A 24,716-nucleotide genomic window follows, 5' to 3' on the forward strand; every position below is an offset into this window, starting at 1 on the left:
CCGCCATCGCCAGAGCCACAAAAAAGGGATCCTCAGATGAGAATCCCTTTATGATCAAAAACTATGGGACAGCAATGCCCAGGGTGTCGTTGTTCCAGGTCGGGTCTAGCTCGCTGACAAACATCAAATCGAAATCCAGATAGTTGTCGGAACACGGCATGATGGAGAACAGATCGAGCATCGCAAACAGAGGGAAGGCAAAGTAGTGATAGTGCATAAACTGCTTTTCCACTTCGTTGGTGGAATCCCCGTGAGAGCCCTGAAACTTCCGGTCAAACGGCAGGCGGATACCGCCTAGCGAACTCATGCACCCTGGTACGCGCTGAAGCTCGACCAGCCGCGCCGGTTCCCACATGGAGATCACCACCCCTGGCGTCGGAATCCCCAGTGACCCTTCGCAGAAGCACAGGGGGCTGGAGGCATGACCGGAGGGCGCACCCGAGTTACTGCCGTTAAGCGGAATGCCTGCCACACGAAGCGGGAACATGCACGACCAGCACACGTTGGAAATCATGTTTGGGCCAAGCACGCCCGCATCACTACACCCTGGCGCGGCCAATGTCGGCGTCGACATACCCAGCCAAAAAGCCAGACCCAAAAAGATCGCCTTAATCCACCGCATAAACACCTCCTGTCAGCGTGGCATCCAGTAAGGGGGGCGTCTTGGGTACATGAATCACCATCTCTCGCCCTTCCATGATCAACGGTGGGAGTGCCAGCGGCTTGTGGTGCCAGTAACCCTGTTGGGCCTCAAAACCTTCCTGAAGGCACCGACGGGCTTCTTGACGTGTTTCGATGTTTTCCACCACGACGAAGTGATGATCACGGAGCGGATCACTGTAACGGGTATCCTCTAACACGCGAGGGGTGTCGGCCTTGCAGATATGCCAGTCAAATCGTGTCAGGCGTTCGGGGGTTGAACGCGCCTTACCGTAGTCGTCCAGGGCAATAAAACGGGCGCTACGACCGAGCGCTTGCCAGTGGCGCTCAATATCAAATTCGTCTGCCGATTCGGATGTTTCGACGACCAGCCCGCCTACCAGGGCATCGTTGAGCTGTCCGTAGACCGGCAGCAGCCTGTCCATTTTTGCCTTATCCGCCAGCGTTTCCGAGGCCAGGTTGAGGCTGACAAAGCCGCTGAAGTAATCCAGAAACCCGCCCTGAGTCAGCGAGAGAAGGGTCTGGGCAACATGGCGATCAATATCCGCCCACTGGCCTTTAAGGCGCACAGGACAGGGGCCATGCGTATGGCCTTGTTGATTGATCAGACGGATAAACACTTCCATGCCCAGCGTCATGCCCGTCAGCGAGTCCATGATATGTTGTGTTGCCAAGGTCGTGTGGTGTGGTTGTGTCATCAGAAAATCCTTAATCCTGTTGGAGCACCAACGCGGTATTGGCAGCCGTCGGCGGTACAATTTCCTCAACAATGAAATGGGTATCGTCCGCCGTGACAACGGATGGCACGCGCTCAATCTCAAAGCGGGTGTCAACATCGGGCGTCAAGAGATACACATGGCGATCCAGGGTGTCGGAGATGGCTTCATAGCCGTCCCATCCTTCCAAGGTGTCGAAATGGGTCATCAGGTACATCACTTCGCGGATGCCTGAAGTGCGCTCCAGCTCGCGTCCGCGTTCCCGCGCTACCTCCAGCTGCCCCAGATCGTCGCCATCGAAAATGACCAGGGCGATATCAAAGGGCATCTGCTCAAGCGGGTTAATCTCGGTTCCGGCAGGCGTCAACACATTGCCTTCGGCGTCCTTGATGTCCCGAACAACCGTGACACTCGGATCAATACGACGAGTACGGGGCTCCCTGGTGACGGGTTTCCAAATCAACTGTTCATCCTGACGTGTCCAGAAGCGGTCGACGGCTCCCTGCTTTTCCGCGTCCCAGTCAATCGCCAGGGCTTTCTGTTTCATTACGTCAATCAGGTTGGGTTCTTCAATGGCTTCCAGCGGCCCCTGAATCCCCATATCCCCGCGCTTACCGGCTTCTAGCTGGCGCTGTACCCACATCGGTTCCGTCAACCCCTGGACTTTGGCCAGCACACGGCGCGTTTCGGTTTTTTCAAGCGCTTGTGATCCCAGTTGACTCAGCACATCCGGCACGTCCTCGCCCTCATCGAGCAGGCTTTCCAGGCTGGGAATAGTGGGTGTGGCCACGTTTTGCGGTGGTGGCTCCATCACCACCATGGTCGGCACTGCCTCAACGCCGTGTTCGGTAAACATGGTGGGATCAATAGCGACCGTCGGCATGGGGTCGTAGTCGTAGGCAAGCCGCTGAATGATCTCCATGCCTTCGTCGATTTTCATGCCTTCCGGCACCCCGCGAAACACGACGGCAATACGCGGATTCGCGGCAGCGACCGCCAGAATGTCGTCAAGCCCCTGCCCCGCCAGAGAGAGAGAGGCAAAAATGATGATTTCGTGCTCCCGATAGAAAAGCTCAGAGGCGTCTTCCGCTTTCTGGCGCTGTGTCTCGACAGAGCCTCGATCTTCAAGTGACGGCACGCCGGTATCGGCCTGGTGACGCGCCAGGTTGTCCTGAGCCGATTGCTCAAGCGTCTCAAGTGCCATGTCATCAATGACCTCGGCAATGTTTTCGTTGGTCTGGCGCAGCAGTGCTCGGTCGGCGTCGCTGATACTTTGCGCTTGCGCCCCCATGGCGACACTGACGGCCACCGCCGCCGCCAACAGAGATTTAGAAAAGCCCATTGGCTTTGCCGCTGATCTGGTCATGGCGAATCGTCCCCCAATAACGTGAATCAAATGCGTAGTCGGTATCCCCCATCACCCAGTATTCACCCTCGTTGAGTGTGCGCTGACCGACGAGATCATCAGGATCAAGGCCCGCCTGTTCGGCATACGGCAGGCCGGTTTCGATCACCTCACCGTTCACCATCACGTCATGGGATGGCGTGATGGCCACCGTATCGCCTGGCACGCCACGAACGTATTTCGCAATCAAGGTGCCATCGGGAAAGAAGGGCTCAATACCTTCAGCGTGGAAGGCAACGAGCTGGTTGCGTTCAATATCATGGCGATGATGATCCACGACAAAGGTGCGATAGTCGGCAAGGCAGCGGTGCTGGGCAGGGTCAGCGCCGAAGGTGAATCGCTCGGCCACATAGGTTCCCCCGCCGACAATGATGGCCAGTGACACCCCCGCTTTCACCAGAAAACGGCGACGGGTGGCGATCCAGCAAGGCATTCTCAACATCAAGGATTCCCCCCTGATGGCTGGGAGGCTGGGCGTGGGGGCAGGTCAATGTCATCGCGCAACGTCTGGCTCACCTCGATGCCTGCGCTTTCCAGTAGCGTCTCAGGCTTGATAAGGCTGTGACGGGGCGCTGTCAGCACATTTTGCTGATCCACGATCAAAAACCCTTCTGATGAGAGGATGCTGAGGGTTTCAGCCATCATGACCTGGCGTTCGCCAGCAGTGTCGGTGTTGGAAAGTGCCATGAGCGCCCCGAGTTCGCCGACATCGACGACGGCCAGTTGCGGGTAGCGTTCAAGCTGGTCGCTCAAAGCCGATATCTGTTGATGTTGAATGAACGTGAAACACCCCAGCGCGAACACTGAGGCAACCCCAAGATTGACCATGGCCCCTTTAAGCGTCATCAACGGCATCAGGCCACCCCTCTGTCGGCCATGACGGCGTGAATCGCGTCCGTGACGTTCATGCCGCGCTTCTGGTAGGCATTGATGGCGTTTACATCGGTTGGATCAGTGGAATAGAGAAGTTTCTGGAACTCACCGACAATCAGGCGGCCCACGCCCATGCCGTGTTTACTCTTGACGAAGATTTCCGAATAGACACCCGCCACCGTATTCACCGTGCGCAGCACATCAAATCCGCCTGGCGGCAGGGCGAGGTAGCCGGACTTCTTGACGGATTCCACCGTCTCCGCCGTCTGCCCCAGCAGCAACATGGTCGCGGAGTTTTCAGAAATTGCCTGGCCGACAGTGTTCTGGTACAGATCATTGATGGACTGGGTGCAGATCACGGCACTGGCATTGGCCTTACGGAATTTCCGGTAGGCATGTTCCATGAAGGTGGCAATTTCACCGTCCTTGATCAAATCCCAGGCTTCGTCGATGAGCAGCACTTTCCGTCTGGAGCGATCACCGAGAAAGACCGCCTGCTGAATCTGGTAGATCAGCTGTAACAGGATTACCTGACGCAAGTGACGGCGACCCTGAAGCTCATCAAGCTCCAGTACCGTCAGGTTGTTTTTGAAATTGATGTTGTTGCTATCGAAATAACTTCCGTATGCGCCGTCTTGGGTGAAAGGATATAGCTGCGTGCCGATATCGGTTACACGCTTGTCATCGGATTTAAGGCAACGCTCGGCGATCCGGTCAACGGTCATGGTCGTGCCAATTTCATCCCAGAGTTCCGCCATGACGCGCTTTAACGACGCGACCTGATATTCATTAAGATTCCCGTTTTGCGACGCCATGGCCGATACCAGCGATACCAGCGCGTCTTCCTCATCCTTGTAGTCCTTGACCAGCTCAAACGGGTTCAGCTTGATGTCAGAGCCTTCCGAAAACTCCAGAAAATCGCCACCCAGCACTTCACACAGGTTTTTGTACGACTTGCCCGCGTCAATGATCCAGACCTGCGCCCCTTCGCTCATGTAGGAAATGATGGCGTCGTTGGCAAGGAATGACTTACCTGAACCAGATTCAGCGGCAATCACGCAGTTTTTGTTGGTATCAGAATCGTGCAGCGACAGCGACATCAGTTGTCCGTTGCGTGACAACAGCGACAGGTGGTGCGTGCCAGTGCCTTTCCACTCACCAAATACCGGCACCAGCACGGCGGCCTGGTTGCCCGTCATGGTTTTGAAGCGGTGCAGGTCGCTGACCGAATTGCGATCACAGCACAGTGGCAGGCTGTTCAAAAACATCGGTAGATGCACATAGCGATCTTCCATCATGGAAAAGCGCTGTTCGCTGAAAAACCCTTTTATCGCCGTCGAGGCGCTATTGAGACGTTCCAGCGTCGGCGCGAACATCACCACACTGAAGGACATCTGTAACGGCGTGGCCCCATCACCAAGGTCTTTATAGAGCGTGTCAAACGAATCTTTTTTCTCAGCCAGTACCGGCACAAACTTTAGAATCGGGCCTTTCGCCTGACTGATCGTGAATTTTCGCTTGGCCTCCAGTTTGTCCTTGGACTTCTTGGCGGGCGGATAGAACACCGTGGCCACGACCATGTAGTTTTCCTTGACCGCATCACCACGCCCTGACATATCGCCGATATAGGTAATGGCGTTGCCGAAATAAAAGGCCGGTGGCAATTTCTTCGCGGACAGGGTGCGAACGTAGTGGTCGCCGACTTCCAGGTAGTCGCGCTTCACCTCAATGGCGGCATCAAAATCAAGAATCTGCTCACTGAGCAGGCGTTCCTGTTCCCATTCGTCGTAGCCGGTTTTCCAGCTGGCACTTTGCCCCCAGTTGCACAGGCTTCCCATAAAGCGTTTATAGCTTTTGGCCGACATGGAACGAGGCCCAAGCCCTATCATGTTCAGAGCGGATTTGGCGTTTTCCTTAACCGTGGTGATATCCCGTATTTCCTGATCGGTTGGCAAGGCCGATGCAATGGGAATCTTGAACGCCACCAGCAGCTTCAAGTCTTGAACCAGGCCGTTATCAAACAGCCCCCGACGTGACTTGATCAGCAGGGGCTCACCGGCATATCGCTTGAAGAAGTTAATCCGCTCCTGAATGGCTGGCGTCAACAGCGGGTGGTCATAGACATCCCGCAGCTGCAAGGCTTGGTTGGTATGAGACGTAATATCCGGCGAGCGGTACAGCATGAACTGAACCATCGTGCCTTCGGGGTAATGGCTGTTCAGAAAGCTCGAAATACGCTCTTGCACCTTTTCGTCACCGCCAGGTAGCGGCTCGCAATGAAAGGCAAAGCCGATGCTGAAGTCCTGCATATAGAACAGTTCGTCATCGGGGCTATACGCCAACACCGGAAACAGGGACGCGGCTTGTTGATCATCGGGGATGAGCTGGTCATCCATTTGTTTACGGACAGACACCGTGGCCATGGCCATCTCCTATTCGTTACGAAACAAGGCAGAAATATCACTGGGAATACCACGCACCACCTCACCGGCGGCAGTCGTGGTAAACGGAACGCCATCAACCTGAAGTTGCTCGGCAAGAACGAGCGTTGAGCGGTAATTGGTCATGTCGCAGTCGTCCGCCTCGCGCCTTGGCAGCGATGTGATGGATTCATCAAGCAGCGCCTCCAACAGCTGCGCGTCATCCACGTCATCGTCCAGACAAGCCACATGCTCGGCAGCGGCATAAGACGATTCACCGAAGGCGGGGATAATCACGAAGGACACGCTCATGTCCTGAAGGGCCAGGTCAGCCACCTGGTCAACATAGGTAAGGCAGTGGCCACAGGCCGGATCAATGAACACGGTATGTACTTGATCCATCGGTGCGTCAGGATCACCCAGCGTCAGGGCATTGAGCGCACGGGTGTCGATGCCCATCTCACTGATGGCCAGTGTGGTCGCACTTTTGTTGATGGCGTCCATGTTATCCAGCGGCAGGTTGTACCAAAGATCATGCGCCCTGCCCTGAAACGCATAGCGCCCGTTATCCGAGATAAACAGCACCTCACCGTCAGACTCGATGCCGACCAGTCCCTTAATGGGCAGCTCGGTCATGGCATGGGGTTTGAGGCTCCCCAGGTGCGGGATCAGCGGATTGAGGTCTTCACGGACATTAAACGCAGACGGTGATGAGTCGGTGAGATTGGCCTGGAGTGTCGACGCGGAGGTGAGGGCCAGCAAAGCGGCAGCTGTCATGGTCGTAACGCGCATGGTTATACCCTTGAATATCAATGATCTTCCAAGTGTACGGATCGCGCCAAAAGGCTCGGCTTGCGGAATAGTGATTTTTTGGTGAGTTACAAAAAGGCCCGCCTTTAAGAAAGACGGGCCGTGCGAAGTTCCCCCGATAAACAGCGAGTAGCGATCACTCCATGCCGTTACCCATCATATTGATTCCGGCCTCTGTCATGATGGCCATGTCTTCAATGCTGGCCCCCATGATGGTGTCGATAATCAGCGGGGCGTTATAAAGACCCAGGCCCATTGCCACACCGACAACAAAGGTGATCAACGACTGGCGAACAACGCCCATGGCGGCCCCCACCAGCACCAGGGTCAGGGCGATAATTCGTCCGAAGGTGCCTTGCGTCCAGCCTTGAATCGTTGTCCAGACCTCACCGAAGGTATCTTCATCCTCGCCAGCCGTGGCTGTCCCTGCCACGGCCTCAGAGGCCAAGAACAAGTAAGTCGCCATAAGGGCCAGTGCGAATAAGGCGGTTTTATTGCGACCGGCGAAACGCCGCAAGGACACCGCGTTCAGGCTCAGGCTTTGCCCCATGTGATTCCCAAGCGCATCCATCGTTAGTGCCATAACAATCTCCGTGGAGTATGTGATAGGTGGTATCGTGCAGGTATCAGCATAATGGGGGCAGCCCAAAGGCCATCGCAGCGGAAGTCAGGATTTTTGGGCAATCGTGATATTTATCATCAAATTTCCAAAACGACACTCGATCACGAATCCATCACGAAAAAGCCCTGGGCGTGAAGACACCCAGGGCCATTTTGGCGTTGACGCGCCGATTGGAAAACGGTGCGCCTATTGCGGGCTTAACGGATCAAGCGTGCGGGTGTTCTGGCCACCTGGCTGATCTCCCAGTGTCCAGCGGCGCGGCTCAATTTCGGTATAAACGTACCCATTGGTCATCAAATCACCCCGATCACTTTCCCATGGAGCCACCCAGATACGCATGACTTCCGCCGGTGTACGCACCGGCACGGGGCGGTTGGGCAGCTGTGGCGACACATAGGACTCGGCAACATGCCGCGCATTCTCAAGGGCGACCTGCGTAGGCTCGACGGCGTTGGTGTCATCGAGTACATGCGTATCCTCATAGGTGTCCCGTACTGACATGCACCCCTCTTCGGCGTCGCCACCCATCCCCTCACATGAATAGTTGCCACTGCCCCCACTGAGCGCCGTGCAGCCGGAAAGAATGGCCAGCATACCGGCCACGGTGATCATCTTGAACGTCGAAGTCATAGATTACTCCTGATCAAATTGTTTAGGCTGCATGGAGAGCCCTTGCGTCAGAATTACATCCACGTCGCGGCCCGAGTCGATTTCCACCACAGGGAAGATGTCTTCGGCCATTTCGATATAGAACTCCGCCACGCGATCCAGTGCTTGTCCGGCCCCTTGCGCACCGGCTCCTTTCAACAGATCAGAGCTGTAATTGGACTGGTATTGTTGCTGACCATCGACCGACTGGGTGTTAATCACCGGAATCGGGCTGACATCAAAGGCACCGGCAGCACCGGAGAAGAAACCGGCGACCATGGAGCGAGCAATCATCGCGCCCTGTTTGCTGACCAAACGGCCCCGTAGACCCGCTTTGCCGTCTTCACCAACGGCATAGCCACGGAGCTCGGTTTCAATCACATCGCCCTCGTCTGTCATGCACGACACGTTGTTGCCACGCAAATAGGCGCGTTCTGTAGACAGCTCCCCGTGGCCACTGAGCAACATGAAGCATTCCTTGACGTTGGCACTAAAGCGGTTGGGCAAAATCGCATCGTGTTTGATGCGGATCGTGACAGGGAAAGGATCGCGGCGAGCGCCCTGCCCTGTTGGCGCATCCAAACCGTTCAGCAGTACACCACTGACAATTGAGCCTGACGGCAAATAGGCGGCGCGGGCTTCTTCTTCCTCAACCTGATCATCGGGATGATCTTCTTGGTAGTACGTCGTGATGCTCAACGACGGGGGTTGCTCACCGTCTTCATTATTACCGTCGCCGCTCTGCTGTTCTGGCGTCTCAGGATTGACGCGGCGTTGCACGGGACGCTCCCTGAAAATATCCGCTTCGGTCAGCGCACGGCCCTCATCACCGAAATCCGGCAGAGAGGTGGGTGCATCGTCGTTCGCTGCGCCGTTGGTATCCGTGTCGTTGTCAGCCGGAGGCGTATCCTCAATCACGGTAGGCAGGTTGTCCGTCGGATCAACGCGACTACCGGCCTGTTGCATCTGAGCGACGGCCTCAAGATCAATGCTGTCCGTGCGCTCGCGCTGGTTACGGTTTTCTTCCCGCAGCAGGTCAATCTGGCGTGACAGGCTATCCAGCTCACGGGTAACGCTAGAGGGAATTCCCGACTGACTCTCAACGGCCACTTGCTCTTGCAAGCGCTCAAACTGCTCGCGCAGCTCGTCACTGGATTGCTGGGCCGCCGTCAACTGAGCAGCAAGGGAATCCATGGTGACATCACGGGTATCCCGATCCGTCAGAATATAGCGAATATCGTCATCGGCACTCTGGCCGGATGTGGTGGTGTCCTGGCTCGACATGGCAATCGTCACGACCAGCATGGCCGCCCCGAGCGCCCCACCTACGGCCACCATCTGTTTTTGTTTCGGTGTAAGTCGATTAAACGCGCTGATCATCAGTGACCCCCTTGTAGCAATGACGGGCGCTCACGCTCAGGCGCAATCGCGGGTTCATCATGACGCAACACCACATAGACCTCGGTAGCGTCATCCGGTGCAATGACGTTATCCGGCCAGGCGGCCACGGCCCCGACGTTCCAGTTACCACACGCCGCTTCCTTGAACTCCAGCGGTTGACTGCCGGAGGTGTTTTCAGCGACGCCAATGGCGACAGTAAAGTTATTGCCATGCAGCATTTGCCCGTTGGCAAAATCAAAACTCAGCCCTGCCTGCTGACAGGATGGCAACATCGCGGGGGTCGGATCGTTCAGCGTATAGCCCGACGGTGTATCGCCCAGTGCTACATGGCGCAGCAAATCACGCAGGGTTTCCACATAGGGCTGGCCGGTTTCCCAGCGTTCGGCTCGGCGGTTGGTGCCGATACCCAATGACGCTCGGGTGGTGGTATCCAGATTGACAAAGAGTTCACGCGGGGCGATACGGCGTGGCACCAAGGTTAGTGAAATGGCCTGGTTTTCCGAATCCTTCTGGGTAATGAACAAGGTGACAGGGGCTTCTTCTTCCGTCCCAACGTACACCACGTTTTCGCGTATCTGCGTGGTGGCCGCCGAGGTCGTGGTGACTTGTGGATGAGAAAACGGTGTCACGACGCGGTTCAAATGATCAATGGCCACCGGCACCAGCGTATTTTCACCGGCTTTCACCGTGATATGGCTATTGCGATTCAGCGCCCCTGTACTGGACGGGGACGCATCGCGGTTACTGACGCGGCTGTTCGGTGCATTTCCCCCTGGCTCAATCGGCGACGGTGCGCCGGTCAGTACCGAGCTGGGGACGACGGGCATTTCATCGGCATGAACGGAGGCTCCTAAAAGGGCAACGCCCATGGCCAGGGCCACTGAGCAACGCGCAAATTGGCGTGGCATCTCCATGGTGATGTTCTCCTGATTAGTCAAGGCGTGGGCGTCCGGTGTAGGTGTTGATGTAGCTCACCACAGGCGCGTAGTTGCGGATGTCGATGACATATTCGTAGGTGCGGCGATCTCGGATGGATTCGCCGTTGGGGCTGATCATGTAACTGTCCCCTGTCACCATGACCTTGTTGCTGTTTTCCCGATACACCACTTCACGCGGCTCAAACCGCATGGAAATACGGTCGTTGCGGATATACGTCGCTTGCAGCTCCAGTGCCTCCATGGCTTGCTGGTAAACCTCTGACGACAAAAGCGGCTGGATGCGCTCGCGTACAAAATCCAGGGTGGCCGGTGTGACATTGCCGGTCATGGTGGCAAGCATCATCCCCCAGGCTTCCTTGTACGATTGCGAGGCATTGGCTTGGGTAATCCAGGCTTCCTCGGTCAAGGTGTAGGGTTGCACTGTCACTACGGAATCCTTACTCAGCGATGCCACCGCTGTCATCACCAGGGCCGCACTAAGCCCCAGAATGGCAATACGGGAAAAGCGGTTTTCCGACATGGCTCCGTGGAAGGTGTCGAGATAGCGACTCAATTTCATGGCAGTAGTGTCCGAATATAGGGATTGATCATCAGGCGGGCTTTCTTACGCGTCACACCGAACCAATAGACGATGTGGAGCATGAAGCCGTCAGGGTGCAGGTCGAGGTATTTTTTGAAGAAGTGCGTGATCACTGCGCCCAGCGCCATGCACAGAAACACCTGGCCAATCAGTAGGCCGAAGCACAGGCCAACAAAGACCGGCAGCATTTCATCCAGTCGCCAGAACATAATATGGACGGGTTCATCACAGCGGGTTGGTATCTTGACAGGCTCCATGAGCGTTCCCCTTTTTTCGATGTCGCTCTATTGTCGAGAAAAAGGGGAAAACATAGCGCCGCTGAAGGTGGGATTTTTGGGCAATTGGCGGTTAATGACTGTTTTGGCGGCGTTTTGCTTCTTGGTGGATTAAAGTCGTTTCTGGTAGTTGGCCAGCGTCAATCCCAGCATAACCGTTGACAGCATCATCGCTAACGGAATCAGAAGTGGATTCAGCGCCAGTGGTAGCAAGAACGCGATCAACATCGCCTGACTCACAAAAAACATCCCACGAACGCCATAGCGGCTAACCACGGGCGAGGCATAATCAAAATTGGTTTGCTTGATTTTCCAACGCATCACGCCGTCATAAATGGCTGGAATCAATAGAATCACCAGGTAGGGAGCCCACAACAGAGCCATCGCAGTACGCGCATACACCTGATAAATCACCCGCATCATGGCTCCCAGGCGATCTTCCGCCCAGGCAAAGACATGGTTGCCAAAGTTCTGCATTCCACGGCTATTCGCCCGTTGCTCGGGGGACGGTATGACATGGCTGTGCATGGCCTCATACGCACCGGAGTCGATCATCGAGGTGTCGTACCAGCGCTGTGCTGTTTCATGCACCCATTCCCGCGTATCGGTGCCGAGTACCCGCTGCACTTTGACGGCTTCACGCTCGATCACCGTTTCTGTCCAGTCACCAGGCACAAACACAAGGATCAGGAAGACTTGAAGGGCAAAAAGCATCAAGAGCGTGCCGAGAGAAAGTTTCACGATTGCGTCTCCTGTTCAATCCTTATCCGAAACGAGAATAGGTAGCCGTCCCTTGATCAGCTTTCCCCCACTGATATTGCCGATAAACTCCAGATTCGGCAGCATCCCGAGCAGCTGGGAAGGAAACAGCTCGCTTTCTTCCTCCATCAATCGCTCGCCTTGGTTGCCGCCGTGCAGGACGGGTTCATCGCTATGGGTGTTCTGCCCCTGTGTGCGCATCACATATTGCACGCGTGTTGTGGGAAAGCCCTTGACGATATATTCCTGGGTATCGGTATCTTTGACGCGCAGCGCCAAGGTGTTGTTGATGTTCCCAAGCACCTGGAGCGCTTTATCCTGACTGCCCATGCGTGCGGCAAAATCGGCAAATGTCTGCGTCGCCACAAAAAGCCGAAACTTGGAGCCGCGCCCTTTATTAAGCAGGGTGATCAGAGAGTCGGAGATCACTTCGGCGGCTTCATCGACAAACAAGTTGACCGATTTATTGTCGACGCCGTAGTTGTAGCGATCCCCCGCCACGGCGGTCAGGTCGGCGAGGAACATGGAGCCGATGGCGCTGGCCACCACGTTATCGGTGAGTGAATCGAGCCCGATATACGCCACCTTGGCCTCATTGATGATCTTGGCTGTATCCAGAACAGGACGCGTATCCTGTTTGTCGTCGTAATCGGGTGACAGCATCGAACCGAGTTCGCCACTGGTGAGCATGTTCATGATCGGCAGCAGGTTAGCGACCATCTTGCTGAAGTGGGTGCCATCGTGCTCAAACATCGACAGCAGCCCTTCCAGCTCAGTGCTGGGATGATCCGGCTGGACTTCCTCGTAGTAGAATTGGGTCAGCATCAAGGCACGTTGCTCGATGGTGCCTTTCTTCGCTTTATCCAGGTAGGTTTTCGCGGTGGTTTCCCAGTTATCAAGTCGCGTGTCGCAGTACGCCGTGATGGCTTTGATCACAAGTCCAGCCGCGCCCCCTTCCAGAAAACGCCGTAGACGCCTGAGCGTGGGGCGCTCATACGCCATCATCAGTCCTTGTGCGATATTGTTCAGCGCTTGCCAGCCGAACGCGGTAAAGGGATCAGCGCCCGACTCGGATGGAATCAAAGCCGCAATCCGTGAGGCAATTTCGGTGATACGGGTGAAGTTACGCAAGGGGTCAATGCGTACTGATTCTTCTGGAAAGCCTGGGTGGAATGTCACCATACGTTCCGGTTGGCCCAGTGCTTCACAGGCTTTGCGAGCGTTATCCCGCAGTTCCTTATCGCCTTTCGGATCAATGATGATGACCGCTTCACCGCGCAGCACGGCCTGGCTGATGAGCACATCAAACATGCGGGTATTGTGCGTCACGGTATAGTCGTCGGTAATATAAAGGTGTGACGGGTGATCCACATAGAGACACTGTGCTGGCTTCTGGCCCGCCCAGCGGATCGCGTCAATCCTGATAAAGCTACTTTGTCGAAATGTCTCAAGCGGCAGACGCGACAGCGCATTTTGGAGTTGCGGGTCACGGACGAAATGATGCAGCCGTGGGTGACGGATAGACACGCCCTCTCCGCTGGCTGTCGCTATCCCGCCCAATGAACGAACAAGCGACTGAAAAAGTCCCTGCATACCATCATCCTGACAAGGCACCCAGACAGTTTCCTCTTGCATATGCGCGGCTGTATCCAGCCAGCCGGAAAGTACATCCGAGCGCTGGGCGATACTCCCCTCAGCCAATTGCGATCCAATCCAGGATAACCAGGTGCGCACGACATGTTCTGACGGTATTGTTGATTGGCATGGGGGCTCAGGCGCGACCGACGGGCTGCCGGTGCCAGTGGGTCGGATCGTGGGATCGTCCAGCGATGGCTCTGCCCCGTAGAGCTGACTGACCATCGCGGTCATCTGCAACTGAGCATCGGGCTGTCCCGCGATTCCCAACAGGTTGCCCACCAGATACGGTTCAAGGCGTGTGTCCACTGACGGTTTCTCAACCGCTTCGGGCAGGGGCAGATAGCAGGGCGTTCCAGCTTGTAACCGCTGACGGACTTCCTGGGTGGAGATAACGTCGGCATCACCACGGCCCTCGCTGTAAATCGGCCAGAGGTGTTCATCACACGCCTGCGGTGTCCGGCCATCTTCCAGTTGGACGTTGTAAATGGCCTTTTTCCCTTGGGGGTAAACGCCAGCGACCTTAGCGGTTCCACCACACGGAAGCGAAACATCGTCGCCTGGTACGATATCGCCCATGAGACGCCAGCCTGATGGTGAATGTACTTTAGAATCAATGGGTTGTGCCTTACCTGAGCCGGTAGTCCCCACGATCAGCGTATGCCCTTCCGCGTGTTTGAGGGGCTGGTAGATTTTTTCCTCTTGTGGCTCGACGCCATGAATCCAGGTCTGTCCCAGCGGCGGTTCGGTGTTCTTGGAGACGCGACGGCGATCAAATTGCTCGGTAATTGACCAGTCACGTTTCAGAATCTCAAAGGCTCGCTGGCAATGGCGCTGCTCCCAGGTAAAGCCATACCCCAACCACATTTCTGACGGGTGTTTGGCGATCAGCTTTTGCAACTCGGGCAGCTTCATAAACGCCAAGTCACGTCCGCCCAGATGCTTTTGCAAGCGAGATAACTTGACTGCTTTGGGAATATGACGCATGGCCATGACCCCACAAATCCCCATCATCCAGTAAAACGGCTGTGGGGGCATGGTACTGAGCATGTTAACCCCATAGGACAATCCAGCAGCTCCCATCCAGGCGGTACTGGCATGAAGCTCGTAGTTGGGCCGCCAGGGCATTTCATAATTAACGTCCATCGTTAAGCTCCTGTTGCTGCGTCGTGCTGTTATCGGTGAGGGTGACAATGATGCGGCCCTTACCTCGGTATATGCCTTTGGAAGATAAGCGCCTTATAGCCGCTACGAGAATCATCCGAGTCATTGCAGGGTTTTCGTGGCGCACGTTTTCAAGCACGGCATCACTAACACGGCGCTCCCTACCCACCGTCTCAACGCGTGTTGTCAACCAGCGGCCTTCTCCCTGTTTGATCTGCCGGATCAATTCATCAACGGCTTCATCCTCCGTTTGGATTGACGAACTCTGCCGTTTTTCGCTGTCGTCAGTCAGGCTGTCCCCCTTGGTATCATCGTTTTCACGCTTTCCAGGGGTGTCTGTCACCGCCTGGTCACGCCACCACGGGGTATCGGCCTTGAGGGTCGATGCCGAATCGTCATTGGATGGCGGATGAGAGCCCGTTGTCGTCGAGGGCGCTGTTTTGGCGGCGGTCTTTGACCGGCGTGATAGTGACGACACGATAGGGGCTTGATGCAGTGCCGCTTCTTTCGCTATGTGCTCAATATGCTGCTGGTAGGCCGTCGTTTTAGTGAGTGCTTTTTTGAGGCGCTTTTTCCCGTTACCGTCCAGCGTCAGCCACGTCGGCCCATTTGACGCTGGTGACTCAGTAATGAAGTGATGGCGCTCAAGCCCTTTCAGGGTTTCCGGTATGGCATAGCCGGTGGCCTTGGCCAACGTCTTCAAATGCACTTTCAGGACATCGCCATTGCTATCAGGGTGAACGGATAGTCGCTCGCCAAGCGACCGAGCGTTCGTATCCAGCCCGTCGAGCATGGCGTTAAACAACTCTAGGTGCGTTGGCACCGCTGGCGGTTTGGGCTTGGGTTGCGGCTTAGGCGTCGGGCTCTTTTTCTTATCAGAAAGCGATGGTGATGCTTTGGGTGTTTTCTTGGGGCTTGGTATGTCGGCAAACGACGGTCGCTTCTGTGATTGATGGGCATCGGTTGTCGCCGGTTTCATCCTGTTTAGCGCGGGTGCATCGGTTTTGACGGGCATCATCCCACGCGGCGGCGCTGTTTCGGCGGGTGTCTCCGTCTCTGACACAGGCATACCGACACGCACAGGCGCAGTGACGTTCAGCGCGACGCTTGGCTTGCCGCTGGACTTCGCCTTTCGGGAAGGCGGTTTCGACTGGGCCTCGGCAGGCGTAGACGGCTGATCGTCAGATAAGGTGACGGACGTGGTATTGGGCGTTTGCTTGCCCCTCGGATGTTCAGGGGATGTCACCTGGTCGTCGGCATCTGTTTGTGTATCGTGCTGGTATGTCGTGGCTGATGTATCACTCGCGGTTTTCTGGTTTACGTCAGGCGGCTGAACGTGCTCCGAATGAGCGGGTGCTGGTGTCGTCGGGGCCGGATCATGTTTTCCTGGCTTGCTTAACTCTGCCAGAAAGCTGCTGAGTGCCGATACCTGAGTGTCAGGGGGCGGTGGTTCACTATGGGCCGAGGTCGCGTCGCTTCCCTTAATATCGCCTTCATTGTCCATGGCGATATCGCTATAGTCGTCTTCTTCCTCAATCTCCAGCTCGATCTCCACAGGCGACACTTTTGCATCACCCTGACCATCATCCTCCATCTCGCCGCTCTGTCCGGCCAACGCGGTATGGTCATCGTCGGTGTCATTGGCCGATGAGACGGATTCGGGGGATACCTCTGGTGGTTCGCTTTCCGTATCTGCTACTTCCGTTGTGTCTATCTCTGCCGAGGTTGGCGATGAAGTTGCTGTTTTATCGTGGACAGTCGATGCTGACGTGGGGGCATCGGCGGCGTCCTCCGTGGAGGGTGTCGCAGGTGTCACGGATTCCGACGCCTTTGGGGCTTCTGGCTTTTTCTTGAACAGTTGTGTCAAGGAGCGTTTTACCCGTGAAGGCATCTCACCCTCTGACGGCGCAGGGGTTGATGCTTCACTGGCTTCACTGGCTTCACTGGCTTCACTGGCTTCACTGGCTTCAGTGGCTTCAGTGGCTTCAGTGGCTTCAGTGGCTTCAGTGGCTTCAGTGGCTTCAGTGGCTTCAGTGGCTTCAGTGGCAGGATCGTGCCTGACGGTCGATTCTGACCCAGCGTTGGACGGATTCGCCTCGTCGCTCGTTTCATGGGGCGTCTCGCCTTCCGTCTCGGAGGCTGTTTCTGGGGTAACTTCTGCCGTCGCTGATGGTTCCGTTGGTTGGGCGCTGACTTGCTCGCGGGGACTCTCCGACGCCTCTGCCTCTGGACTCACCAGCGTTATGTCCTCCCAACTAGGCGGTGCGGAAACACTGCTGTAAATCACATCCAGCGGCATCTTGAGCGCCAGAAACTCGATATGCGCCGTTCCATCGCCGGTGTTGATGCCGCCCACCCTGACACGCCAATACGGCAGGGTATCGACGTTATCGGTGCCTGTGACCACCCGCTGCCCTTCCGCCAGGTCGCGCCCCAGCAGGATTTCTGCCAGTGACTCGGGGGCTTGGGGAATCCCAGGAATCTTGTCTTTGGCAAGGCGCTGAGTGATCTGCTTGGCAGCGGGCCGCCAGTTGATGTAGGCACCGTCCTCACCAATCCATAACACTGACCCTGCTGCGTTCGCTTTCCACTCGCCTTCGGCCACCAGTGAGCGGATAGCACTGATAATGTAGCGTTCTGCCGCGACACCTACCGCGTGCTGATCCACATGCCCTATATGTTGTTCTCGCAGGTCTTTTTCGACACTGCCGCTATCCGCCGAAATGATGATCTTACTCAACGGCGTGGTGACGGATAGCCCCGTCAGCGCGTCCATTAAGGCTTCCGGTACTTCCTTGCCCGCTTCCTGAAGGTAGCCTTTCATTTCCGGCGTCATCAGCTGGTACAGCGCGTGCGGGGTATGGCGTTCGTGGCGACCATGGCGATTCGGCGTCCAGCGTAGGTGATAACGCTCAATCCCCAACCGTGTGGCCCATTCGTAAATGGTCGGATCGGTAAACGTGTTCCATTCATGCTGTCCGTCCGGTGTGACCACGGTGACATCGGAAATCGGCTTACCCGCATCATGAAACAACCCGCCCAGAAAAGCGGCCATGCGCCAGCGGGGCTCCAATGCCTTGAGCCGACTGGGATAGGTTTGACGATTAAAGACGACCGCTTCCGATGATCGCGCCGCGTAAAACCCGACTTCCAGGCTGTGACGGAATAACCCTCCTGCGCCACGGTGATGATGGTTCTCTGACGCCGGTAGCAGATGCACATACTCGGCAAAGCGACTGATAACGGGAATAACGAGCCCATCGAACTGATCCCCCAGCGCAAGCCCTTCACGAATGCTGGCAATCAGCGCCTTCTGGGTATCCAGAATCGTGTCGGCAGGAGCGACCGGCAAGCCTCTCGCAAACGGTGGATAGCGGGGTATTTCCGACTCGAAATCGACTGACGACGATGACGCTGAACGAAACCGATTCAGCCATTTACGGATGGTGACTAGGCTCATTGCTTCCTCCTTTAGTCACCAGTGTTACACGCGTTTTTATAAGGCCATCGCCGCTAAAGGCTTAATTTTTAGCAATTCAGCGAGCCTGCCCCGCCGGACGCCCCCTTTAGACTGGAAAAACATCGTGGCCACTGACGCCGATGGCCGATTGTTGTTAGGGCAAAAGGAGGTAAGCGATAAATCGCTTTTATCTTATGAAAGTAGAAATGATGGATAACCAACGAGTGATGATTGAACTGGAAAGTGCGCAGGAGACAGCAGCACTTTGGGCGGTGGCGGCTCGAATCGGCGGTAATAACGCCATGCTGCGCGGTCTGTTTTCGTCATTGCACAGCCAACCCGACGCGCAACACGGTCTGCATGAATTACTGACGCCTATTGTCATGAAACAAACCCAGCTTGCTCAGGCCGCGATTGGACGGCGACGCATGGAGCCTCTGACGATTCGGCATCATCTGGAATCGCTCTATGACACCCAACTCAATGGCCGTATCGAGCTAAACCAAGTACGCCACAAAATCACTGGTTAAGGAGAAGAAACACTATGGTCAACAAGACACTGCTCTGCGCGGCCCTCGGGGCTGGGATGATCGTGACAGGTTGCACAACACTGGATAAAGACCCTTTGCCGGATATACCCGAACGCCCTTCAAGCGCCTGGCTGCAAGAAAATGTCCCGCTGTATCAAACCGCCGCCGCCGAGTACCCGACGACGTTCAATGTGAGCCGTTACCACCAGGTCAAGGCGTATGCGGATCAACTGGCACCGGCCATTGAACGGGGGGAACGCATTTCTCGGGGACTGACGCTTTCGTTCAGTAATGCCGGTCAAGGTGGCGCGGCCATGCGTGAGCCTGGTTATGTGCATGTGGTCAACACCGACTTCAATACCCTGCGCCAACGGATGCAGGCGCTCAGTGACGACGCCATGGCCAAACACCTGGTTGATACCGCTGACTTGTCAGAAGTTGAAGCACAAGAAGCGATTGCTGCCCTGAAATCCATGGAGCCCAGCGAGAATCGACATGCCCGCGACTGGATCACCAGCGATCCACAAGGCTATTCCATGTACGAGATTTCGCGTTGGACACGCTTTTGCGACAGCGGCAACGGGATGGACGAAGATGACTGGCGCTTTGTGACCGGCGAGGGACGCGACAACGTACCCGAGCTGATCACTTATTGCGAGATGCCCTCCCACGACTATTACGACTACCTGCGTGCCTGGGAGCGGTTTTGTGAAATGGACGGCGCTTCTCAGCGGGATTTGAGCATTGTACGCGACTCCGTGCGGCCCCAAAGCACCGTGCCTGACTGCAAAGCCTTGAATCTTTAACATGGAGCGCCCTCGGCAACGGGGGCGTCAACGTGCCATGACACCATTTTGGAAAGGCAAGACGCGACACGCCAAGGCAAAAACACGGGCGGCGTCCGACACCGCCACAGAGGGCGCGAATGCAAAGGCTCCCAAACAACACGTCACGCCCTTGAACTTGGCCATTGTCGGGGCGACGGGGGCATTGGCCGTCTGGATCGTCGTCGGGATTCTGGAGACAGAAACCCCGCAACCAGGCACCCCCTCCCCCGTGGATCGCGTCAATGTCGTACTGGAGCCTCAAGAGGATATTGATCATGCCACTGTCCTCGCACAAGCTCAGGCGGCTGCCCAACAGCATTACGAGCAACAGGACACCGGCGAGCTGTCCTTTTTCTCGCCTGCCAGTCTAGTACGACAGCAACAGGCGATTGCCACAGGGCCAGTGTCCACCCAACGCCTGCTGCGTGATATCCCCCTCGGTGACTTGGGGGCTGCCCCCATTGTCTACGTCGCACCCGATGAGGACGACACAATACGCATCTCTGAGCAGATCGACACGCTTTACCAGCGTATCGCCCGATTATTGGGCAGTCACTACGAATACAGCCTACGCCCCGCTGCGATTGAATCCGCAATGGAAATGGCCGCCTGGCAGCTGCGTGCCGGTATTGGCGCAAACGACCTGTCAGCGCGTGAAATGGCACAGCAACAGATTGCGTTTCTCTCCAGCGGAAGGTTGCAGGCACTTGCCGACAACCTGGGGCATAGGGTGTATCAGACATGGGAGCCACCTGAGTCGCGCTTCGTTCCTGACGGCACGCTGATATCAGTCAACCTGGACGAGGATCATCGTATCGCCTCAATGGCCATCGAACATTCCACGGGGCGCACGGCTTATGACGAGAGCGTGATGAACGCACTACATCAAGCAGCCCCGTTTTTCGAGTTCAACGAGCTTCAGCCCTGGTTGCAAGAGACAACACAGACGATGCTTTTCAGTTTCGGGCGTCCACCGGCAAGTCCCGAGCAGTTCCGGCGCAGCCAACAAGCGCCCGAGCAGGTAGCCTTGTTTGAGGACGACGACACGCCACGGCTTCCCAGCGAATACCTGTCGGTCGATTATTTTGATGAAATGCTGGCGGCCATTGAGCGGGAGCTGACCGTGCTGAACGCGTCACGCTGGGAAGGCCAGCTTAACGCCGATACGGCCATCGAGGTGTCGTTGAGCCTGCCGCTGGGCGTGGTCATGGACTTGCAGATCGACAAAGGCAGCGGCGATATCAACTTTGATCGTCTTGTCATGCGGGCCATCGACAACGCTGCGCCATTTCGAGGCATACGCCATTACCCCCAAGGTGAACAGCAGACATTTGATCAGTTCATGATTCACGCCCACCCCAACGGAATACGTTAAGGATGCCACTATGTTCGGACGCAAGAAAAAGCCCCAACCACCGGAAAACAACCTGGCAGCGCTCAAGGACTTGCCCCAGGATGCCGACGCTTTGCGGGAGTTGCAGCGCTTTGTCCAGATAGAAAATCTGGACGCCTGGATGCAGCGAATGTACCACGATCAACGCCGCGCTCGTCGGTTCACATTGGCGTTTCGATTTGGACTGCTCGCGGTGGTGGCCGCCGGTATCGGTAACACGACCTATCTGATCAAATTGCGCGTCAAACCTCGGCCTTTTAGGCCGGGGAAGGATAGCGCGAGGCGCGTAGCGCCTCTTGGTTGACAGGCTATATTTACCGCGTTAGATTCAATCCATGACCACCGTACATCGCGCCTACCGTTATCGGTTCTATCCCACGCCCGAGCAAGCTGACCAGCTTGCCCGGACGTTTGGCTGTGTGCGGTACGTCTACAACCATTTCCTGCGGCAGCGCACCGATGCCTGGTTCGAGCGTCAGGAGCGCATGGGCTACAACGCCACCGCCAAAGCGCTCACCAGCCTCAAGAAAGAGCCAGACACGGCGTTTCTGGCCGAGGTATCCAACGTCTGCTTGCAACAGTCACTCCGGCATCTGGATCGGGCGTTTAGCAATTTTTTCAAAGGTCAGGCGCGGTATCCCACGTTCAAGAAGAAGCAGCGCAAGCAATCAGCCACTTACATGGCCAACGGTTTTCGTTGGCGCGACGGCAAATTGTGGCTGGCCAAGCAAAAAGACCCGCTCAATATCCGCTGGAGTCGGTATTTTTCCGGCACGCCGAGCAGTATCACGGTGAGTTGTGACACCGCTGGCCGCTACCACGTCAGCTTTTTGGTGGTGGAAGCGGCCACACCACTGCCGGTTACCCCCAAAATGGTCGGCATTGATCTGGGGCTGACGCATCGCGTTATCACCAGTCACGGCGAAAAAGTCCCCAACCCGCGTTTTCTACGCCGTACCGAGCGTAAGCTGGCGCGGGCGCAACGGAACCTGTCGCGTAAACAGAAAGGTTCCAATAACCGCGCCAAAGCGCGGCTTCGGGTGGCTAAGGTACATGCCAAGCTGGCCGACCAGCGTCGCGACGCCACCCATAAACTCTCCACGCAGCTTATTCACGAGAACCAAGTCATTGCTGCCGAGAGTTTGCAAATTAAGAATATGGTCAAAAACCGCTCACTGGCCAAGGCCATCAGCGACGTGGGCTGGCATCAGCTCACGCAACAACTGACGTACAAGGCCGAACGGTACGGGCGTGATTTCGTCCAGATCGACAAGTGGTTTCCCAGTTCGAAACGCTGCTTTCACTGTGGCCATATCACCGAGAAGATGCCACTGAACGTGCGTACTTGGGACTGCCCTGGCTGTGGCACCCAAGGCATTGACCGCGACGTGAACGCTGCTCGCAACATACTTCAATCGGGCAAAGCGATCTTGGCCGGGGCCGACAAGCTCCGCCAGCATGAGAAAACTACCGTGGGACTCACGGGAGGTTAAGCCTGTGGAGCTTGTGTAAGACCTGAGGTGCTATCACCAAGGGCAACGGGCTGCGAAGCAGGAACCTGGAAGGCAACAACCAGGGAATCCCCTTCCTTTCCGTCGTCAGACGGCAGCGCAAGCTGAGGGAGGGGAGGAGGTCAACCATACACTGAACAATCCGGCACAGTCGATGGAAAGCGAGCAGCATATCGCGGTGGTGGACGTGAATAGCCCCATCCAGGCCAGCAATGGCGTCAGCGCTAACCAGATCATTTCCGGCATTCGTCGTGCGCTGGACAACGACGCCACCAAGGCACTGGTGCTTAACATCAACTCACCAGGCGGCAGCCCAACGGAATCCCAGCGGGTGTATCATGCCTTAAAGGATTTTCGAGATCGCCATGACGTGCCGATTGTGAGTTATATCCGCGATATGGGGGCATCGGGCGCGTATTACATTGCGGCGGGAACAGACACCATCTATGCCTCGCCATCGAGCATCGTGGGCTCTATTGGCGTGATCAGCGCCAGCTTTGGCTTTACTGACGCCATGGAGAACCTGGGTGTCGAACGACGGGTCTATACCTCGGGCGATAACAAGGCCATGCTTGACCCTTTTCTGCCCGAAGACCCACAAACGACAGAACGGTTTTCCGCCATGCTCGGCGATGTTCACCAACAGTTCATTGACGACGTGAAAGAAGGCCGCCATGCCCTCGCCGACACGCCGTATGACGACATCGTGTTCTCCGGCGCTGTCTGGAGCGGCATCGAAGCCGTGGATGTTGGCCTGGTCGATGAAACCCTGATGCTTGAGGAATTGTTTGATCGACTGCTGCCCAGTGACGACGGGTATCCAAGCGTCCGCAACTACAGCGTGCGTGGCAATGCACTGGAACAATTCTTGCGCCGAATGCCTGGTGTGATGGCGTCCGTTTTCTCACCGGCCACTCAAGACCAACACAGCATCGAAATGCGCTATTGATATAGGCTGTCAGGCGCAAAATGGTAGGATAGCGTCTCTGATCTTTCGGCAAGCAAGGAGGCACTATCCTATGTCAGCCCCCGTAACACCCGAGCATTACGAAGAAGCCTTGCGCTTAATGACGGTTCACCTCAGCTCTCACGTCACCCGTAGCCGCCCCATGTGGGAAGGGTGTCAAGAAGGATTGGCCTGGTGTCTCGCAGGCAAACCGGCCCCTACCTCTACCCGCAATCGAGCGACCCACAATCCTTACGCAGCGGGAACGTCCGAGGATGAGTCCTGGCAAGCAGGCTGGGCGCAGGGCAAGCAGTTGGCGCTTGATCTGGGCATCATCCAGCCGACAGGGGTGATTCACCAGCTCGCGTTGCAAGATAAAAAAGGATGGATTGAGGTCTTTGTGAACGAGGACGGGTACAGATGGCACATTACCGATAGCGAGGGCGAGCCTCTTTCGAGTGCGTCCACGTCTTATCAGGACGACCTGACGGCGTTACGGGACGCCCTGAACGCGTGCTTTGGTTAAATTACTGGCGAGGGGCAACCAGCAAGCTGTACCCGTCACTATAAATGGCAACATCGACGCCCTGCTGCTTACGTTCCCAGTAGTCATTCAGCGCTGCCCGAAGGTTGTGGTGCTGGGGCAGTGTCAACGCTTCTAGGGAGGCGATAACCTTTGCCGACAGTTCGTACTCGGGCGAACGAATGTTGCTATTGTGACGGGACACGGCGGACGTGGGAAAATCCAAAATTTGTGCTGGCATTGTTTCGCTCCATTGTTAATTACTCGGATCAGCGGACATCCCATGGTGTAAATCGCAAGGTGAGCTGGCGCACAACGCTACCGGCAATTAAATAACTTGCCATCACGACACCTGATCCAGAGAAAAACCGTTGGGCCAAGAGATACGTCTATCCATCAGTTTGAACAACATTAGCTAATCATACAGCGACCAAAGACGTTGGAATTTCGTCGTGTTCCCGCATGTCAAACAGCGTCGTAAAGAATCGTCGTTGGGTATCACAGGACAACTGACTTACCCATTCAAAACGCTCAAGGCGATCCTTGACATCCTCCCCGCCCTAAAGGACGGGGATTCCCACTTCTGGACGCTCATGCCCGAGCGCAAGACTGAGGATATT

At 56.2% G+C, this 24,716-nt stretch carries 24 protein-coding genes; 7 read left to right on the plus strand and 17 right to left on the minus strand.

The genetic code is table 11. The annotated features are described in order from the left end of the window. Positions 1–61: 61 nt before the first annotated feature. From INT33_RS19395 to mobH, 16 genes are all read right to left on the minus strand, one after another. The gene (locus INT33_RS19395) at positions 62–622 is read right to left on the minus strand and encodes a TraU family protein (protein WP_193092786.1); all 561 of its coding nucleotides are present in this window, start codon (positions 620–622) and stop codon (positions 62–64) included. After that, entirely contained in the window at positions 609–1,358 is a 750-nt protein-coding gene (locus INT33_RS19400) for an EAL domain-containing protein (RefSeq protein ID WP_193085847.1), read from the minus strand. Before INT33_RS19400 ends, INT33_RS19395 begins: the two co-directional genes overlap by 14 nt. Positions 1,359–1,368: 10 nt before the next feature. After that, complete coding sequence (locus INT33_RS19405; RefSeq protein ID WP_193085846.1) at positions 1,369–2,742, minus strand: TrbC family F-type conjugative pilus assembly protein; 1,374 nt, start codon at positions 2,740–2,742, stop codon at positions 1,369–1,371. Then, on the minus strand, positions 2,705–3,223 hold the full coding sequence (locus INT33_RS19410; protein ID WP_193085845.1) for a S26 family signal peptidase: 519 nt from the start codon (positions 3,221–3,223) through the stop codon (positions 2,705–2,707). Before INT33_RS19410 ends, INT33_RS19405 begins: the two co-directional genes overlap by 38 nt. Next, a complete protein-coding gene (locus INT33_RS19415) occupies positions 3,223–3,636 on the minus strand; it encodes a hypothetical protein (RefSeq protein WP_193085844.1) in 414 nt (137 codons plus the stop codon). Before INT33_RS19415 ends, INT33_RS19410 begins: the two co-directional genes overlap by 1 nt. Next, positions 3,636–6,077, minus strand: coding sequence for a type IV secretion system protein TraC (traC, locus tag INT33_RS19420; protein WP_193085843.1), 2,442 nt, complete (start codon positions 6,075–6,077; stop codon positions 3,636–3,638). Before traC ends, INT33_RS19415 begins: the two co-directional genes overlap by 1 nt. A gap of 9 nt (positions 6,078–6,086) precedes the next feature. Beyond that, positions 6,087–6,866 carry a disulfide isomerase DsbC N-terminal domain-containing protein gene (locus INT33_RS19425; RefSeq protein WP_193085842.1) on the minus strand — a complete coding sequence of 260 codons (780 nt, stop codon included), beginning with the start codon at positions 6,864–6,866 and terminating at the stop codon, positions 6,087–6,089. Between the two features lie 154 nt (positions 6,867–7,020). Further along, entirely contained in the window at positions 7,021–7,467 is a 447-nt protein-coding gene (traA, locus tag INT33_RS19430; protein ID WP_226916830.1) for a TraA family conjugative transfer protein, read from the minus strand. Between the two features lie 225 nt (positions 7,468–7,692). After that, on the minus strand, positions 7,693–8,136 hold the full coding sequence (locus tag INT33_RS19435; RefSeq protein WP_226916829.1) for a TraV family lipoprotein: 444 nt from the start codon (positions 8,134–8,136) through the stop codon (positions 7,693–7,695). A 3-nt stretch (positions 8,137–8,139) separates the two neighbouring features. Further along, positions 8,140–9,534 (minus strand): TrbI/VirB10 family protein, encoded by a 1,395-nt coding sequence (locus INT33_RS19440; protein ID WP_193085841.1) that lies wholly within the window; start codon positions 9,532–9,534, stop codon positions 8,140–8,142. Next, the gene (locus INT33_RS19445) at positions 9,534–10,469 is read right to left on the minus strand and encodes a TraK domain-containing protein (protein ID WP_193085840.1); all 936 of its coding nucleotides are present in this window, start codon (positions 10,467–10,469) and stop codon (positions 9,534–9,536) included. Before INT33_RS19445 ends, INT33_RS19440 begins: the two co-directional genes overlap by 1 nt. 16 nt (positions 10,470–10,485) lie before the next feature. Then, entirely contained in the window at positions 10,486–11,052 is a 567-nt protein-coding gene (locus INT33_RS19450) for a TraE/TraK family type IV conjugative transfer system protein (protein WP_193085839.1), read from the minus strand. Continuing rightward, a complete protein-coding gene (traL, locus tag INT33_RS19455; RefSeq protein WP_193085838.1) occupies positions 11,049–11,330 on the minus strand; it encodes a type IV conjugative transfer system protein TraL in 282 nt (93 codons plus the stop codon). Before traL ends, INT33_RS19450 begins: the two co-directional genes overlap by 4 nt. Before the next feature lie 129 nt (positions 11,331–11,459). Beyond that, the gene (locus tag INT33_RS19460; protein ID WP_319022868.1) at positions 11,460–12,089 is read right to left on the minus strand and encodes a DUF4400 domain-containing protein; all 630 of its coding nucleotides are present in this window, start codon (positions 12,087–12,089) and stop codon (positions 11,460–11,462) included. A 15-nt stretch (positions 12,090–12,104) separates the two neighbouring features. Beyond that, a complete protein-coding gene (gene traD, locus INT33_RS21490; protein WP_319022867.1) occupies positions 12,105–14,888 on the minus strand; it encodes a conjugative transfer system coupling protein TraD in 2,784 nt (927 codons plus the stop codon). Next, entirely contained in the window at positions 14,878–18,366 is a 3,489-nt protein-coding gene (gene mobH, locus INT33_RS19470; protein ID WP_193092787.1) for a MobH family relaxase, read from the minus strand. The genes traD and mobH overlap by 11 nt, the downstream gene beginning before the upstream one ends. Before the next feature lie 206 nt (positions 18,367–18,572). Here mobH and INT33_RS19475 point away from each other — a divergent pair, with 206 nt between their 5' ends. From INT33_RS19475 to INT33_RS19505, 7 genes are all read left to right on the plus strand, one after another. Further along, positions 18,573–18,896 (plus strand): hypothetical protein, encoded by a 324-nt coding sequence (locus tag INT33_RS19475; RefSeq protein WP_193085836.1) that lies wholly within the window; start codon positions 18,573–18,575, stop codon positions 18,894–18,896. Between the two features lie 14 nt (positions 18,897–18,910). Then, positions 18,911–19,702 (plus strand): hypothetical protein, encoded by a 792-nt coding sequence (locus INT33_RS19480; protein WP_193085835.1) that lies wholly within the window; start codon positions 18,911–18,913, stop codon positions 19,700–19,702. Between the two features lie 37 nt (positions 19,703–19,739). Next, positions 19,740–21,098, plus strand: coding sequence for a TonB C-terminal domain-containing protein (locus tag INT33_RS19485; RefSeq protein ID WP_193085834.1), 1,359 nt, complete (start codon positions 19,740–19,742; stop codon positions 21,096–21,098). A gap of 10 nt (positions 21,099–21,108) precedes the next feature. Then, positions 21,109–21,420, plus strand: coding sequence for a hypothetical protein (locus INT33_RS19490; RefSeq protein ID WP_193085833.1), 312 nt, complete (start codon positions 21,109–21,111; stop codon positions 21,418–21,420). 31 nt (positions 21,421–21,451) lie between these two features. Next, positions 21,452–22,609: an RNA-guided endonuclease InsQ/TnpB family protein gene (locus tag INT33_RS19495; RefSeq protein ID WP_193085832.1), complete on the plus strand. Its 1,158-nt coding sequence runs from the start codon at positions 21,452–21,454 to the stop codon at positions 22,607–22,609. A 172-nt stretch (positions 22,610–22,781) separates the two neighbouring features. Further along, complete coding sequence (locus INT33_RS19500; RefSeq protein ID WP_193092788.1) at positions 22,782–23,576, plus strand: S49 family peptidase; 795 nt, start codon at positions 22,782–22,784, stop codon at positions 23,574–23,576. A gap of 70 nt (positions 23,577–23,646) precedes the next feature. After that, complete coding sequence (locus INT33_RS19505; RefSeq protein ID WP_193085830.1) at positions 23,647–24,099, plus strand: S1 domain-containing protein; 453 nt, start codon at positions 23,647–23,649, stop codon at positions 24,097–24,099. Position 24,100: 1 nt separating this feature from the next. Here INT33_RS19505 and INT33_RS19510 read toward each other — a convergent pair whose 3' ends face one another. Then, positions 24,101–24,337 carry a hypothetical protein gene (locus tag INT33_RS19510; RefSeq protein ID WP_193085829.1) on the minus strand — a complete coding sequence of 79 codons (237 nt, stop codon included), beginning with the start codon at positions 24,335–24,337 and terminating at the stop codon, positions 24,101–24,103. Between the last annotated feature and the right edge of the window lie 379 nt (positions 24,338–24,716).

Source organism: Halomonas colorata (assembly GCF_014897985.1).
GTDB lineage: Bacteria > Pseudomonadota > Gammaproteobacteria > Pseudomonadales > Halomonadaceae > Vreelandella > Vreelandella colorata.